At 60.6% G+C, this 14167-nt stretch carries 11 protein-coding genes; 3 read left to right on the top strand and 8 right to left on the bottom strand.

Translation table 11 applies throughout. From position 1 onward, the window contains the following. Nucleotides 1–4: 4 nt before the first annotated feature. Nucleotides 5–607 (bottom strand): flavin reductase family protein, encoded by a 603-nt coding sequence (locus tag ACEN2R_RS15955; protein ID WP_442043670.1) that lies wholly within the window; start codon nucleotides 605–607, stop codon nucleotides 5–7. A 94-nt stretch (nucleotides 608–701) separates the two neighbouring features. Between ACEN2R_RS15955 and ACEN2R_RS15950 the strand changes: the two genes are divergently transcribed. After that, entirely contained in the window at nucleotides 702–1187 is a 486-nt protein-coding gene (locus ACEN2R_RS15950) for a GNAT family N-acetyltransferase (protein ID WP_442043669.1), read from the top strand. A 3-nt stretch (nucleotides 1188–1190) separates the two neighbouring features. Here ACEN2R_RS15950 and ptsP read toward each other — a convergent pair whose 3' ends face one another. From ptsP to ACEN2R_RS15930, 4 genes are all read right to left on the bottom strand, one after another. After that, the gene (gene ptsP, locus ACEN2R_RS15945) at nucleotides 1191–3434 is read right to left on the bottom strand and encodes a phosphoenolpyruvate--protein phosphotransferase (protein WP_442043668.1); all 2244 of its coding nucleotides are present in this window, start codon (nucleotides 3432–3434) and stop codon (nucleotides 1191–1193) included. A 4-nt stretch (nucleotides 3435–3438) separates the two neighbouring features. Beyond that, nucleotides 3439–4677, bottom strand: coding sequence for an aspartate kinase (locus ACEN2R_RS15940; protein WP_442043667.1), 1239 nt, complete (start codon nucleotides 4675–4677; stop codon nucleotides 3439–3441). Between the two features lie 148 nt (nucleotides 4678–4825). Beyond that, a complete protein-coding gene (locus ACEN2R_RS15935; protein ID WP_442043666.1) occupies nucleotides 4826–5257 on the bottom strand; it encodes a DUF1178 family protein in 432 nt (143 codons plus the stop codon). Nucleotides 5258–5316: 59 nt separating this feature from the next. After that, nucleotides 5317–5787: an NUDIX hydrolase gene (locus ACEN2R_RS15930; protein WP_442043665.1), complete on the bottom strand. Its 471-nt coding sequence runs from the start codon at nucleotides 5785–5787 to the stop codon at nucleotides 5317–5319. 161 nt (nucleotides 5788–5948) lie between these two features. Between ACEN2R_RS15930 and ACEN2R_RS15925 the strand changes: the two genes are divergently transcribed. Next, a complete protein-coding gene (locus ACEN2R_RS15925) occupies nucleotides 5949–6470 on the top strand; it encodes a glutathione peroxidase (protein ID WP_442043664.1) in 522 nt (173 codons plus the stop codon). Then, nucleotides 6467–7576, top strand: coding sequence for an acetoin utilization protein AcuC (locus ACEN2R_RS15920; RefSeq protein WP_442043663.1), 1110 nt, complete (start codon nucleotides 6467–6469; stop codon nucleotides 7574–7576). The genes ACEN2R_RS15925 and ACEN2R_RS15920 overlap by 4 nt, the downstream gene beginning before the upstream one ends. Nucleotides 7577–7642: 66 nt before the next feature. On the opposite strand, the gene ACEN2R_RS15915 is transcribed toward ACEN2R_RS15920, so the two are convergent. From ACEN2R_RS15915 to ACEN2R_RS15905, 3 genes are all read right to left on the bottom strand, one after another. Then, on the bottom strand, nucleotides 7643–12841 hold the full coding sequence (locus tag ACEN2R_RS15915; RefSeq protein ID WP_442043662.1) for a VWA domain-containing protein: 5199 nt from the start codon (nucleotides 12839–12841) through the stop codon (nucleotides 7643–7645). 419 nt (nucleotides 12842–13260) lie between these two features. Further along, the gene (locus ACEN2R_RS15910; protein WP_442043661.1) at nucleotides 13261–13608 is read right to left on the bottom strand and encodes a hypothetical protein; all 348 of its coding nucleotides are present in this window, start codon (nucleotides 13606–13608) and stop codon (nucleotides 13261–13263) included. Continuing rightward, nucleotides 13608–14114, bottom strand: a complete 507-nt coding sequence (locus tag ACEN2R_RS15905) for a hypothetical protein (protein ID WP_442043660.1) — start codon at nucleotides 14112–14114, stop codon at nucleotides 13608–13610. Before ACEN2R_RS15905 ends, ACEN2R_RS15910 begins: the two co-directional genes overlap by 1 nt. Between the last annotated feature and the right edge of the window lie 53 nt (nucleotides 14115–14167).

Here is a 14167-nt window from a genome sequence, read left to right as displayed (position 1 = left end):
CCGGTCAGTCGGGCCGTTTCAGACTGAACACGTCCGTGACCCGGGCGTAGTCCATATACCCCATGCGGGCCAGCGGTTGATATGTGGTCACGTCAAACATTCCGTCCACCATGCAGTCGTCGCGCATATGCACGCCTGTGACCTCGCCGAAGACGGCAAAATTCGCCTCTCCGGGCAATTGCACGATCTGGGTCAGTTTGCATTCAAGCGCGGCTGGCGTGCCCTTGACGCGGCTACAGGCAATCGTCTGGCACTCTTCACGGTGCAGTCCCGCCAGCGCGAATTCGTCCACGTCGCGGCCATAGCTGCCCGATGTCAGGTTCATCGCGTCGCGCATCGCGTATTCCACGATATTCACACAGAACACACCGGTCTCGCGGATGTTGCCAACGCTGTCTTTGGTGCCGTCTCTGTCATCCTTGGCGCTGGTCGAGGAAAACATCACCTGCGGCGGAAAATAAGCGACCGCGTTGAAAAACGAATAGGGGGCCAGATTTTCCGTGCCATCCGCACTGCGGGTCGAAATCCAGCCGATGGGGCGCGGGGTGACGATGGCGTTGAATGGATTATGTGGCAGGCCGTGGCCGTCTTCCGGTTTGTAAAACATTGCGTTTTCCTTCAGGTTCCGCTTAGGGGTAGCGCCCATTGCAAGGCGGTTCCAGCCAAAACTGGCTTGGGCAGGAAAAAGGGAAAGACGGCGGGTGTATACATTCACCGAAGAAACCGAAGGCGATTTCTGGGAGGTCGAGGCCCTGTATGACCTGTGCTTTGCGCCGGGCCGAGAGGCGTTGTCGTCGTATCGCCTGCGCGACGGCGTTCCCAAGATTGCAGAGCTGTGCACAGTGGCCCGCGATGCCGACGGTATTCTGGCCGGTGTGATCCGCTATTGGCCGGTGCGCGTCGGTGGCCGCCTGGTTCTGCTGCTGGGGCCGGTTGCCGTTCACCCGACCCGTCAGGGCGAAGGGCTTGGCGCGATGCTGATACAGGTCAGTCTGGAACGGGCGGCCAATCTGGGGTGGGAACGGGTTTTGCTGGTGGGGGATGAACCCTATTACAAGCGGTTCGATTTCCATAGGATCGACGGCGTTATCATGCCGCCGCCCACCAACCCCGACCGCGTTCTGGCCTATGAAACCCGCGACGGGACATGGGACGGGGTGCGCGGCGAGGTGACGCGGGCGGTCTAGCCGTCAAAGGCTGTTTTGCAGGAAATCCATCATCGCGGGGCGCACCGATTGCGCACCATCCTTGCGCGCCAGGTCAATCACCGCCTTGGCGTCATCCAGATTCGACCGCCGCAACAGATGCTTGACCGGACCGATCGAGGCGGGGCGCATCGACAGCGCGCGCATTCCTATGGCGGCAAAACACAGTGCCTCGAGCGGGCGACCGGCATCCTCGCCACAGAACGACAGGGGCGTGTGGGTGTCGTTGCACCGCCCCACGATCATCTCCAGAAAGCCCAGATAGCTGACGTTAAGCGTGTCATAGCGCTTTCGCACCAGCTCGTTCTCGCGGTCGGCGGCAAAGAAAAACTGTTTCAGGTCATTGCCGCCAATGGAAATAAAGTCAGCCATTTCAAAGAACTGCTGCGGCGCAAAGGCCAGGCTGGGGGTTTCCAGCATCGCGCCGATCTCATAACTTTCGGGCATCACATGGCCCAGCTTGTCTTCGTGCTCCAGCGTGTCCAGCATCAGTCGACGCGCGTCTTTGAATTCCTCGAACTGGGCGACAAAGGGGAACATGACGCTAAGCGGGCGACCGTTCGCGGCGCGGACAAGGGCCTGCAACTGCATCCGCATGACCCCCGGTTTGTCCAGACCGACGCGGATCGCACGCCAGCCAAGCGCCGGGTTCGGCTCTTCGGGGCGCTTCATATAGGGCAGCACCTTGTCCGACCCGATATCAAGCGTGCGGAACACCACGCGCTTGGTCTGGGCCGCATCCAGAACGCGGGAATAGAGCGCGGCCAACTCTCCGCGCTTGGGCACGGTCGAGCGGACAAGGAACTGTAGCTCTGTCCGGAACAGGCCAACGCCTTCGGCACCTGACCCCTCAAGCGAGGGCAGGTCGGCCATGAGACCCGCATTCATCGTCAGCGCCACGACCTTGCCATCCAGCGTTTCGGCAGGTTTTTCGCGAATGCCGACATAGCGCTCCTGCGCCTGTTCCAGCATCGCGATCTTTTCGCGGAAGGCGCGAACCACAGTTTCCTCGGGGCGAAGGTGCACGATGCCCTGTTCCCCGTCGACCAGAATATGGTCGCCGTTCAGCGCCTCTGTCAGGATTTTGGGGGCCTGAATGACCAGCGGAATGGCCAGCGCGCGGGCAACGATGGCCGCGTGGCTGCCGACAGAGCCTTCCTCCAGCACGATCCCTTTCAGCTTGCGCCCGTATTCCAGCAATTCGCCGGGACCGATGTTGCGGGCCAAAAGAATCGGGTTCTCTGGCATTTCGGCACCGGTGTCGGCACCCTGACCGGTCAGAATCCGCAGAAGGCGGTTCGATAGGTCGTCAAGGTCGTGCAGGCGTTCCCGCAGATAGGCGTCGGCGACTTCTTCCATGCGGGCACGGGCGCTGGACTGTTCCTTTTCAACGGCGGCCTCGGCGGACAGGCCACGGCTTATGTCCTCTTGCATGCGCCGCATCCAACTGCGGGAATTGGCGAACATGCGGTAGGTTTCCAGCACCTCGTCCTGTTCACGGTCGCCATTCTTGACGTGCGACACCATGTGATCGACCACGCCGCGCAATTTCTGCACGGCGTCGTCCAGCCGACGCAATTCCGCATGGGGGTCATCGGCGATCGGGTTGGTGACAACGACGCGGGGTTCGTGCAAGTAGACATTCCCCTCGGCGGCGCCCTCCTGGCCGACAGAGCCGCGAAACATTTGCGGCTGCTTGTGCAGCGCCGAAAGCGCGGCCCCTTCGCCAACGAAAGCGCCCAGTTCGGTCATCTCTGCCAGAACCATCGCGACCACTTCAAGCGCGTAAATCTCGTCCTCGGAATAACTGCGGGCGACTTTCGACTGCACCACCAGAACGCCCAGACGTTCCCCAAGGCGCTGGATCGGGACACCCAGAAACGAAGAGTAAATCTCTTCGCCGGTTTCCGGCATAAAGCGAAAGCCCTTTTCCTGTGGGGCATTGGCGGTGTTGATGGCACGGGCGGTTTTGGCAACGCGGCCCACCAGACCCTCGCCAAGGCGCATGCGGGTCTGGTGCACGGCCTCCGCCTTCAGGCCCTCGGTGGCGCAAAGTTCCAGCGTGTCAGCGTCGCGGAACAGATAGATCGAGCACACCTCGGTTTGCATCGAATCCGCTATGATATGCGTGATCCGGTCCAGCCGGGTCTGACCCGCGCTATCCTCTGCCAATGTGTCGCGCAAACGTCCAAGGAGTTTGCGGCTTTCACTTTCCGTGCGTTCGGGCATGGCCCTATGCTGCCTTCTCCAGTTCAAAGGCATCATGAAGCGCTTGCACGGCGAGTTCCATATATTTCCGGTCGATCAGCACGGAAATCTTTATCTCTGAGGTTGTGATGACCTTGATGTTGATCCCCTCTTTGGCGAGGGCGGCGAACATTTTGGCTGCAACACCGGCGTGACTGCGCATTCCGATGCCAACAACCGATATTTTGGCGGCGTCTTTGTCGGCAACCAGATCGTGGAAATTGATGCTTCCCTTCGCCTGGGCCTCCTGCATCGCCTTTTCGGCGCGCAACACCTGATCGACAGGGCACGAAAAGGTCATGTCTGTGCGACCCTCTTCCGAGATGTTCTGAACGATCATATCGACGTTCACACCCGCCTCTGACAGCGGGCCAAAGATCGCGGCGGCGATTCCGGGGCGGTCAGCGACCGAGATCAGCGTCATTTTCGCTTCGTCGCGGGAATAGGCGACGCCTGCTACAACATTGGATTCCATGATTTCCTCCTCGCCGCACACAAGTGTGCCGGATGTGTCGGTAACGTCTTCGAAACTGGACAGCACGCGCAGGCGCACCTTGAATCGCATCGCAAGTTCGACCGAGCGGGTTTGCAGCACCTTCGCCCCAAGGGAGGCCAATTCCAGCATCTCCTCGTAGGCGATCTTGTCCAGCTTGCGCGCCTTGGATGTGATGCGCGGATCGGTGGTATAGACCCCGTCAACATCGGTGTAGATATCGCAGCGTTCCGCGTCGAATGCCGCGGCAAAGGCGACGGCGGTGGTATCGGACCCGCCGCGCCCCAGCGTGGTGATGCGGCCTTCGGGGCTGACGCCCTGAAATCCGGCGACCACGGCAACCTTCATGCCTTCGGCGAATTTAGCGTCGATGTTCTTGCGCGGGATGTCCAGAAAACGTGCGGCCCCATGGGCGGATGTGGTCTGGATCGGCACCTGCCAGCCCTGCCAGCTGCGCGCGGGCACCCCCATTTCGTCCAGCGTCAGGGCCATCAGGCCCGCTGTGACGTTCTCGCCCGAGGAGACAATCGCGTCGTATTCGCGGGCGTCATACAGCGGCGAGGTCTCGTTGACCCAACCGACCAGCTCGTTCGTCTTGCCCGACATGGCAGAGACGATGACGATCACGTCATAGCCGTTGTCGACCTCGCGCTGGACCTTCATCGCAGCGTTCTTGATTCGGGCAAGATCGGCAACCGAAGTGCCCCCGAATTTCATGACCAATGTTGGCATTGCGGCGCCTTTTTCCGGCTAGATAAAATCGCTGGCTTTCTATGCGCCGGATGCCCCAAGGGCAAGGGGTTAGAAGGGGTGGTCTTGCCCCCTGCGCCGCCATCCAGCGGGGGCGCACCAATGGCAGGCGGGGTCATATCACGGTGCTTCAGTTGGTTTTGCGACTTAGCATGAAAGGTAGGGCCGCGACGGGCACGCCGTCCTCTATCAATGCGCGGGCCTCGGCGGGCTTTGCCTCGCCGTAGATCGCGCGTTCAGGCGCGGTTCCATCGTGGATGGCGCGGGCCTCTGTCGCGAAATCGGTGCCGACGTATTCCGATGTGGCCTCTACCTTGGCTTTGAGCGCGGCAAGCGCCTTTTCCATCTCGTTCAAAGGGGCGTTCAGTCTGGGCGGCGGGGCGGATTCTTGCGGGCGGGGGGCCACGACGCGGGGTGCCATGATCGCCTTTTGCACCTTGGTCGAATTGCATTCGGGACAGGCAACCATGCCGGCAAGGCACAATTTGTCAAAGGCGTCGGCCGATTTGAACCAGCTGTCAAAGCCGTGATCATTCGAGCATTTCAAGGCATATCGGATCATCGTGCAACCCTGTCTGAGATTGCATTAAAATAGTTGTATTTCAGTGCAATACAATGGGCTTAACGTCTTAGTGACGAGGGCTCGAACCTTGCGATGATCGCGGCCAGTTCCGGCTCCTGCACCTTTTTGGCGGCTTTCTTGACGCTGAACCATTTGCGCCTGCGTTCCCCCTGTTCGGGAAATCGATCCAGGATCGTCTTTACTTTGACAGGGAAAACCGCCGCGATCACAGGCACTGCCGCCGCGTCCTCCAGGCATTTGGAGTAACAGTAAAGCCCGACACAGATGTTGTCGGCACGCCCCGTCACGCCTGCCTCCTCATAGGCCTCGCGCTCTGCTGTCTGGGCGGGGGTCATGCCGCCGATGGGCCAGCCTTTGGGGATGATCCAGCGCTTTGATGCGCGACTGGTGATCAGCAGGATTTGCGTTTTGCCATTGACGATCCGGTAGCACAGCGCGGCAAACTGCGTCCGCACGCTGCTTTTTTGCGCGGGTTTCAGTGGGATCGGACGTTGTGGCATCTGGTTCATAATCATCTATGTCAATCTGGATTTTGTGCAATGACCCAAGTTCCAGACTAGCGGTGATTCCCGGCGGCACAATGCCATTTGTCATCGAATTGCCGATTGCGCCGCCTTGACGCCCCGTCGCGCCGCAATATGTGTAGAACGTTATAGAAAAGGATTTCGCCATGCGCCGTGCTTCGATTTTTGCAGTCTTGTCAGTCGCCGCGCTGCCCGCACTGGCCGCCGCGCCGTTTTCGTTCGCCTCTATCGACGGCGGCGAACTATCGCTGGACGCATGGAAGGGGCATCCGGTTCTGATCGCGAATACCGCGTCGCAATGCGGATTTACTCCGCAATATGACGACCTTCAGGTGCTTTATGACACCTACAAGGACCGCGGGCTGGTTGTGCTTGCCGTGCCATCGGACGACTTCAATCAGGAACTTGCGACCGAGGCCGACGTCAAGGATTTCTGCGCGGTGAATTTCGGTCTGACCCTGCCGATGACAGAGATCACGCATGTCAAAGGGCGCGAGGCGCATCCGTTCTATGTGTGGGTGAAAGAGCAGACAGGGTTTGTTCCGGCCTGGAATTTCAACAAGATCCTGATTGATGCGGACGGGGCCGTGGTTGCAACCTTTGGATCGGTGGTCAAACCGACGTCCGCCAAGATCACCGGACCGATCGAGGCGATGCTGACACAGTGACGCTTGCGCCGCGCTTTATCGGATCGGAAATCTATCGCGGGTCCACCTATGGGGCCTGGCACCCCTTGCGGGTTCCCCGTGTGTCGACGGTGATGGATCTGTCGCGGTCGCTGGGATGGCTGGACGCGGGCAACTACATCACCAGCCCAAAAGCCAAGGCGCAAGCGCTGCATATCTGGCACACCCCCGCCTATATCGCGGCCTTGCAGGCGGCAGAGGCCAGCCAACAGGTCGGTGCCGATACCAAAGCGCGGTATGGCCTTGGAACCCCGTCCAATCCGGTTTTCCCCGAAATGTTCCGCAGACCCGCGACCGCTGCGGGTGGGTCGCTTTTGGCGGGCGAGCTGCTACGCGATGGTGGGGTGATCTACAGTCCCGCTGGCGGCACGCACCACGGCCTGCCGGATCGCGCCAACGGGTTTTGCTATCTCAACGATCCGGTCCTTGCGATCCTGTCCTTGCGGCGGGCAGGGGCGCAAAGGGTGGCTTATGTCGATATAGACGCGCATCACCCTGACGGGGTCGAGGTCGCGTTTGCCGATGATCCCGATGTCCTGATGATCTCTGTCCACGAGGAAAAGCGCTGGCCGTTCACCGGTGCCTTGTCGGACATGGGCGCGGGGCAGGTGTTCAACCTGCCGGTGCCCAAAGGGTTCAATGACACCGAAATGCGCGATGTGCTGGATCGGTTGATCTTGCCGCGCGTGCGGGCGTTTCGTGCGGATGCGATTGTGCTGCAATGCGGGGCCGATGCGGTCGAAGAAGACCCGCTGTCGCGGCTTTGCCTGTCCAACAACGCCCATTGGGCGGTTGTCGCGGCCCTGCGCCCCCTCGCGCCACGCTATCTGGTTCTTGGCGGCGGCGGGTATAACCCCTGGTCGGTGGGGCGGCTTTGGACCGGCGTCTGGGCGACACTGACCGGTGCCGAAATACCTGAACGATTGCCGCCGCAGGCAGAGGCGGTGTTGCGCGGGCTGGAATGGGTCGGGCACAGTCGCGGGCGCAACCCGCCTGCGCATTGGTTCACCACATTGCGCGATCCCCCGAGAGAGGGGGCGATCAGCGACAGCCTGCGCGACAGGCTCGCGGTGCTGGCCGCGCGGTGACGGGCGCGCGTCCGGGGCACCTTTCGTCCGCGGGTTTGATACAAAGACTGCCCCATACATCGGGTTTTACGGGCTGACCTCGATCACGCTTTCATCGCCGGGGGTTATTTCCAGCGTCAATGCCTCGGGCCGTCCTTCGATCACCAGACTATATTGCCCCGGAGCAAGCGGGAGCGACGGCCCCCCAACGACCCCTTCGAACATCGTTCCATCCGCGAGGCTGACGTAAAACCGCGGTTGCGCGACGCCGAGCAGCGCTTTGACTAGCTGGTCGGCATCTTGGGCGTTGATATAGCTGCCCTGACCAAGACGGGCCCATTCATCGAAGGTTCCCGACAATGCGTCGTCGTCGATTGCGAAACCGACAATGTCGATGCGGCTGGAAATACCCAGATCGCTCAGCGCTTTGATTTCGGCTCTGGGGTCGCCGTCACAGGTTTCCTCGCCATCCGTAAGGATAATGATGCGCCCCGTGCCATTGCGTTGGTCCAGATCCTTGCGGGCGGCGGCCAATGCCAGCGCGATTGGCGTTCGGGCGTTGTTTTGGGGAATTATGCCGTCAATGACCCGGCGCAGTTCGGCACCACCTGCGGGACGGACCGGGGCAAGCAATTCTGTATCGCATGCGTCGGGCTGAATGCCGAACCGGCGCAAACCTATCGCGATGCCCTGTGCATCAGCCGTGGTTGCCAGCGCCGCAAGCGCTTCTTTTGCGATCCTGTAGCGCGGCGTCGAGCCAAGACGTTTGAGCATTGATCCGGATGTGTCAAACAGGACGATGAGGCTTTCGCTCCCTTGCGGAACGGGGCCGGGCGGGGTTTGGCCGGCACGCACGCGCAGACTGCCGTCGGGCTGGGCCACCGCCGGGCCAAAGCCGATACGGGCGCGATAGGGCTTTGGCCCCCGCATGCGATCGACCGCGCGCATGAAACCTTCGGTGAAATCCGCCTGAGTCGAGACATACTGGTAGAAGCCGCCATTGGCCCGCCCCCAGCTTTCCATCAAATCACGTTCGCGGGTGGGGTTTTTTCCGAACGCACCCGTCGAGGGCAATGCCAGTGCGCCAACACGCGGGCGGACCCTGGCCAGTGTGTCCCATAATGCGAGGTCACGCCCCGTCGCCCCGTCGGTAATCAGAATAACGCCGCGCACACCGTCCTGATCCAACAGCGACAACGCCGCCACTCTCAATGCATTTTCGGCGTTGCTGGAATTGCCCCCGCCTGCGTGATTTCCCAATCTTCGAATGAGCAATTCGGGATCGCCCAGCAGTTGCTCTCCAAGTATGCCGCTGCCAAAGGGCAGGAAGCCTATCAGATCACGTTGCGGGTCGGCCCGTTGCGCGATGTCCTGAATTGCGCGTTGCATTGCCGCCTTGTAGGGGGCGGTCGATCCGCTTGTGTCCCAAACGACCATGATCGGTCGAAGCGGTTCCGCGATACGCAACGCAAAAGGCCCCGAGGTGTCGAGGCGCGCCAGATAAAGCGGCATCTCCAGACCGCGATCCACCGCCTCGGCCTTGGTTGCCCGTCTCAGGCCGACAGGCGTCCCGTTCGCATCGAAAAGAGCAGGCTGCGCGCCGCCTGCCTGTCCGGTGTCAAGCGAGACACGCAGTTCAGCCGTGGTATGAGGCGAGGTGATCGACCACCAATCCTCGTGTGCGCCGCGTTCGACCGACGAGGACACCCAATGATCGGGCAAAAGCGGCACCGCCTGATTTCGGGCCGCGCCACCAGAGGCACGCGCGATGACGTCCGGTTGCCGGGTGGTGCTGTTCTCGAATGCCGATGCTTCCGAAAACTCGCCCCACTCGCCCAGAATTGACGGCAGAACGGCGGTGCCCGACGTCTCCCAGACGCGCAATTGTTCCGGCAGACGCAGGTATTCGGCTTTTCCTCTGGCCACGAGGTCAAGGCGCAGATACCTGGCCCAGATCGGGGCAGGCAGATCGAAGCGGGCCGGTTTATCCGGCAAGGCAGAGGCTGGCGGTGCCCAGCGTGCAACCTCTGTCCATGGGCCAAGCGGGCCTGTCAGGCTTGACGAGATGACAACATCCGTGACGGGCATGGCATTTTTCGACAAAAGGGTTTCGGTGGCCATCGTCCAGTCGATTGCCGCGATCCGCGCGGCGCGGGCATTGTGAAACCCCAGCACGACACTCATGCGATCCGTGTCGCGCACAAGGCTTGGCTTTGTGTCGTTCCCGAGCAGAAGGTCGCGGTCCCATTCGAGAGAAAGCTGGCCCGATGGCATCGCCCAGACCACATGCCCCCCCAGATTGGGGTCGGCAATATTGAAGCCATCGCTGCCCGCAGGGGTCCAACCCGGTGCTGCGACCGCCTTGAATTCGCCCAGCCTGACCGGCGTCGCAGTGTTATGGTCCAGTGTCCAGTTGGTCTCGGGGATCAGGCGCAAAGCGCGGGCCGAAATGATGTGATCAAAGGCAAAGGCCTGCTCGATAGGCTCGGCACCCAGAGTTGCCCGCAGAACCTGTTTGAAGGTCTTGCCATCCTCCGAGGCTTCGACGCGGAACCCGCGCAGGGTTTTACTTGCCCCCGGTGCGGCGCGTGGCGTTAGCAGCAGGCCGGCCAGAGGCACCGGTGCGTCACCGCCAAGGACAAGATTGAAACGGGCACCGCTGCCTGCGTCTTTGAAGGAAAACTCGTTGCTTGCCGTCGCAAGCGCGTCGATCAACGCATCCGCGCGGATGACACCGGACGGGTCGCGCCCGTCAATACCGGTGCCGTCCAGCGCCGTGATGCTTCCCCCGAAATGTTGCGCCGCCATATCCAGCCCGCCAAGCATCGCGTCGGGAACCGCAAAGGTGCGTTCGGGTGACAGCGGGGACGCATGCGCTGCTGGGGTCACGCTGAAAGAGACCTCGCCTTGTGTCAGCCCGCTGCGCAGCCGCAGGTGCAGCCGGATTTCGCGTTCGCTCAGGTCGGGGGGCATCGTCAGCAGGGTTTCAAGGACCGTCTGCGTGCCCTCTTGCGACAAGATATTGACCGCGCCCAGAGACCAGCCGGGTTCAGACGCCGCAAGTGTCAGATTGATGCTGCCTGCCCTGTCCATCCCCTTGACCGAAAGCCGTAAAGGCACGTGCTGCGCAAAACCGGCAAGGAAAGATTTCGGCACCTCAGGCGTTGAAACCAAGGCGACCCCGATCGGGACCAACGCAAGCGCCAAACCACGTGCGCCCACCGCAGAGCCTGTTGGCACAAGGTCATAATCCGTTGGCAGTCCGGTCCGCGCGCCTGTGCTGCTTTGTTCGACAAAGACGACGTGATCCCCATTGGACAGGTCCGCATAGGTTTCGCAGGGGCCAGATGCAGTCTTTTCGATGGTGCGGCGCAGGGTTTTGCCATCGGGGCCGTTCACGATGATCGAAACCGCCCCGGGCACCGCGCAGAACCGCAGATCGGCACCCGCGCTTACCCCGTCGAGCAGATAGGCATCCTTGTCTTGTTGAACAACGCCGACCTGTCCCATCAACCGCTCGTTGTCGGGCCAGCGTTCGGCGGAATGGGCATAATCGTTCGGCTCGCGGTCCTGCACCGGGCCAAAAGGCTGTTGTGCAGGCAACAGGGCAATGGCGTAATCATCAAGGCCGGACAGTCCTTTGGCATTGATTATCTCGATCTCGTAGTCGCCCGCCCAAAATGCGCGGGTATAGTCGAGAACCGATTGACCACCGGTCAGGACATGGCGAAAAACCTCGCCGCCACCGGAATACAGATAGACCGAAATCGTCTCTCCTAAGGGTGGTGCGATCTGCAATGTCAGCCATTCGGGCGCGCGAACGGTGAAGCGGAACCTGTCGCGGTCTCCGGTATCCAACTGACCGCGCAACGTCTGGCCGACCGCCAGTTCCTCGCCGTCTTCGTTCGGTTCGAATTCGACATCGTCACGCCGTGGTCCCTGCGGCACCAGACGCAGCACATAGTCCCCTTTCCCCTGCACGCCGACACTGTAACGCCCGGGAATCAGATAAAGGTTGGATATTCGCAAAAGCCCGCCCGCGTCGAAGCGGCGTTGGATAACGCGCTCACCTGCCGCGTCGAAAACCTCAAGCCGGGTCACGTTGTCGCCATCAGCCTGCAACCGCCAAAGCTGTGCCCGGGTAGATGGATCGGCGGCCAGATCGATGGCGAAAAAATCTGTGTCATCGTCCTGAAGCACACCGCGCGCCGGTTGCCCGATTGGCCAGAGGGTGGCGGTTGCGATCGTCTCGTTAGGCTCTGCGTCCTCGCCGCTTTCGGGGGTGGGAAATGGCAGGTATGACAGTTGATACGACGTTCCCGGATCACCGGACACGATCAGGATCATATCTGGTTCCGGGACATAGGGTGAAATGGTGATGGTGCCGTTTCCCGCGCCGCTTTTGACCGATTGCCCCCCTGTTGTCGTCAGATTATAGCGCAAACCGCCTTGCTCGGGCGACGTGATCTGCACGATACGGGCGCTTGCGCTGCCCTCGAGGACGAACGCGTCCTTGTCGCTGTCCGTGCCGCGTGCATCCAGAATGCCGGACACCATTGATCCGGCCTGTACAGGCACGGCACTGTCCGAAACGTCGTTCGGCTCGGTTTCGGGGGCAAGGCGTTGCGTATCGGCGAGGCGAAGAAGTGCCGACCAGGGCATTGCCGCGCGGCTGGTCATGCAAAGCTGCTGGCCCGTTCCATCCAGATTGTTGACGCGCCAGACCGGGGCCACCCCGCTGCGCAAATGCTGTTTGCTGTTCTTGTCAAGCAGCCAGACGGTGATATCGCTTTTTGGCGGTGTGAAAACCGCAAGGTCGATACGGGTTTGTGGCAACGCCAGGCATCGTTCAATGTCTGGACCCTTGGCCGACCACCGGCCTATGGGCAGATCGCCTGCACCGACGGAAAGCGGTGTTGTAGCCTCTGGCGAAAAGCGCAGCCGGTAGGCCCCGTTTCCCGCGATCAGGGGGGCGACGCCAAGAACATACTCGCCCGGAGTAAGCATAAGCGGACCGATCTGCGCCACGCTGCCGCCAGGGCGGCTGGAGGGGAAAAGACCGCGGGTTGTGATGTCTTCCCGACGCGTTACTTCGCGTTTATCGTTCCTTTCGAGGCGGATGAATGTAACCGCGCCACCTGTATCCCCAAGCCCCTCGATCCGGGCCGAATAGAGCGTCGGAGTCTCGTTTTCCAGAACCGTGAACAGCCAAAGATCCTGCGCCCCATCCGACAGATCCCCGACGATGTCCGCTGCACCGGATGAAATCGAAGGAATATCCTCCATCGTCAAATTGGATTGGATGTCTGCGGCAGCATGCCTGACGTGGGATAATTGGACTAAAACAAGTATCAGAAATAGCTTTGGAAATCGGATAGTCATAATAGCCTCCCGGCTTTCGATAGGTGACATCGAAACCAAACAGGGCAAAAACAACCGCCCTCTTTCGGACGGGCAACCATGTCTAGGGCGGTTTCAACTTCTTGTCGGCCAGGTAATGGCCAGTCTGCTTTCCGGTCAGGCACTCTGTCCGATCGACGCTGTGGCAGGGTTGACTGCTGCCGTCGCGGGATCTGCCCCTTTCATAGGTTTGACCCACATATCAATATTCGCACAGCAAAAGGGCCACATAGTGTGCCCGCATCATGGCTGATCCTGGCAACGGGAAAAGGTAGATCGCAGGCGCAAGAACACGGCGAAATCCTTCAATTGCATCGTTGGTAACGGTCGCCCCAGTTTTCGCCCATCATCACAAGTCCGCCATCGAAGCTTTGCACAAAGATGAAGCGGGTCGCCCAGGTCTCTCCCTCGCCCTTGCAGGCGGCATCGAACAAGATCGGGCCATCCAGACCGCGCAAGGTTTGTGGATTGGACATCTGGCAGGCGGATTCGTAGAACGAGATGTGATTGCCTTTCAGCACGATCCGCTGGTCGCTGACAGGGACCTTGCAATCATAGGCATCATAAGTCCCGTCGTTCAGGCCCTTGGGCTGGGCCTTGGCCACCACCGGTAAACAGGTGAGGCAAAGCAGCAAAAGCGCAAATTTCTGCATCACTTTGCGCCCAACAAAAAGGTTGCGATCCGGGCTGCGGTTGCCTTGCGGTCGTCCACCCCTTGCGCGTCGACATTCACATGAACGACCAGATAGTCCGATGTCAGCAACGACAACTGGTGACGCTTTTCTGACCAGACCGCCTTGACGCCCAGATCCGCAAGCGGCTCTGCATCGGTATATGTGGCAAGCACCCGGTCAAAGTCTTGCAGGGTACTGGCTTTTGCAAAGACGGTCGTCAGCCGGTTACCGTCCGGCTTGCTTCCGGCCTTTATCAGGACCGCGTCATAGCTGTCGGCAACCCCCCAAACATAGGTGCAGGTGGGGTATGATTTCGTTTCGCACACTGCGTATTTCAGGGTGTCGTCAGTACCAAAGGGCAACATCGACCGCATGTCCGCCTCGGACATCGGCGTTGTCTGGTCCTGCGCAATCGCGGGCGACACGACGGCAATGAACAAGGCAAGGCAAAGCTTTCCCCATGATTTTGGAATGGAACCTGTCATATGTAAATCTCCTGCACGGGATTGAAATATCTTGGGCGACGTATGTTCAAAGG

Source organism: Pseudogemmobacter sp. W21_MBD1_M6, from assembly GCF_052119585.1.
Lineage (GTDB): Bacteria > Pseudomonadota > Alphaproteobacteria > Rhodobacterales > Rhodobacteraceae > JBGQOJ01.
This window is presented reverse-complemented; position numbering and strand designations above follow the sequence as displayed.

What these genes read in the sequence shown, in the direction of transcription:
- ACEN2R_RS15925 (WP_442043664.1), top strand. Translation starts at nt 5,949, where the DNA reads ATGCGCCGTGCTTCGATTTTTGCAGTCTTGTCAGTCGCCGCGCTGCCC.
- ACEN2R_RS15940 (WP_442043667.1), bottom strand. Translation starts at nt 4,677, where the DNA reads ATGCCAACATTGGTCATGAAATTCGGGGGCACTTCGGTTGCCGATCTT.
- ACEN2R_RS15915 (WP_442043662.1), bottom strand. Translation starts at nt 12,841, where the DNA reads ATGGAGGATATTCCTTCGATTTCATCCGGTGCAGCGGACATCGTCGGG.
- ptsP (WP_442043668.1), bottom strand. Translation starts at nt 3,434, where the DNA reads ATGCCCGAACGCACGGAAAGTGAAAGCCGCAAACTCCTTGGACGTTTG.
- ACEN2R_RS15935 (WP_442043666.1), bottom strand. Translation starts at nt 5,257, where the DNA reads ATGATCCGATATGCCTTGAAATGCTCGAATGATCACGGCTTTGACAGC.
- ACEN2R_RS15910 (WP_442043661.1), bottom strand. Translation starts at nt 13,608, where the DNA reads ATGCAGAAATTTGCGCTTTTGCTGCTTTGCCTCACCTGTTTACCGGTG.
- ACEN2R_RS15905 (WP_442043660.1), bottom strand. Translation starts at nt 14,114, where the DNA reads ATGACAGGTTCCATTCCAAAATCATGGGGAAAGCTTTGCCTTGCCTTG.
- ACEN2R_RS15955 (WP_442043670.1), bottom strand. Translation starts at nt 607, where the DNA reads ATGTTTTACAAACCGGAAGACGGCCACGGCCTGCCACATAATCCATTC.
- ACEN2R_RS15930 (WP_442043665.1), bottom strand. Translation starts at nt 5,787, where the DNA reads ATGAACCAGATGCCACAACGTCCGATCCCACTGAAACCCGCGCAAAAA.